This window comes from Streptomyces milbemycinicus (assembly GCF_002154605.1).
Taxonomy (GTDB): Bacteria; Actinomycetota; Actinomycetes; order Streptomycetales; family Streptomycetaceae; genus Streptomyces; species Streptomyces milbemycinicus.
Genome location: NZ_MUNE01001285.1, coordinates 1 through 522 on the forward strand (window position 1 = coordinate 1; position 522 = coordinate 522).

1 protein-coding gene is annotated in these 522 nt (G+C 75.1%); it reads left to right on the plus strand.

Annotated features, from left to right (window positions below):
* Window positions 1–522, plus strand: a 522-nt coding sequence (locus tag CCN51_RS52650; protein ID WP_143676279.1) for a LacI family DNA-binding transcriptional regulator, incomplete at both ends; no start/stop codon positions are given.

Genomic DNA, 522 nt, shown 5'->3' on the forward strand with positions numbered 1-522 from the left:
CCGGAGTGTCGACGGCGGCCGTGTCCCAGGCATTTCACGGCAAGGGCCGGCTGTCGGAGCCGACCAGGCAGCGCATCCTGGACGCCGCGGGAGAGCTCGGCTGGTCGCCGAGCGCACCCGCCGCCGCCCTGCGCAACGCCCGCACCCGCACCCTCGCGCTCGTCGTACGGCGCCCCACCGATGTGCTGGGCGCGGACCCGCACTTCAGCGAGCTGATCACCGGTATCGAAGGCGAACTGGCACCCCGCGGCTACGGTCTGCTGCTGCATCTGGTCGCCGGGGCACAGGAGGAGAACGCCCTCTACCGGCAGCTCACGGCCGAAGGCCGGGTCGACGGAGCCGTGCTGACGGACGCGCGCACAAACGACCCGCGCCCCGCCCTGCTGGCCCGCCTCGGGCTGCCCGCCGTACTGCTCGGTCCGCCCGACCGCGCCGGCGGGGTGCCGAGCGTCGGCCTCGGCCACCAGGGCGCCGCCGTCGAGGAGGTCGTCCGCCACCTTCTCGGCCTCGGACACCGGCGCA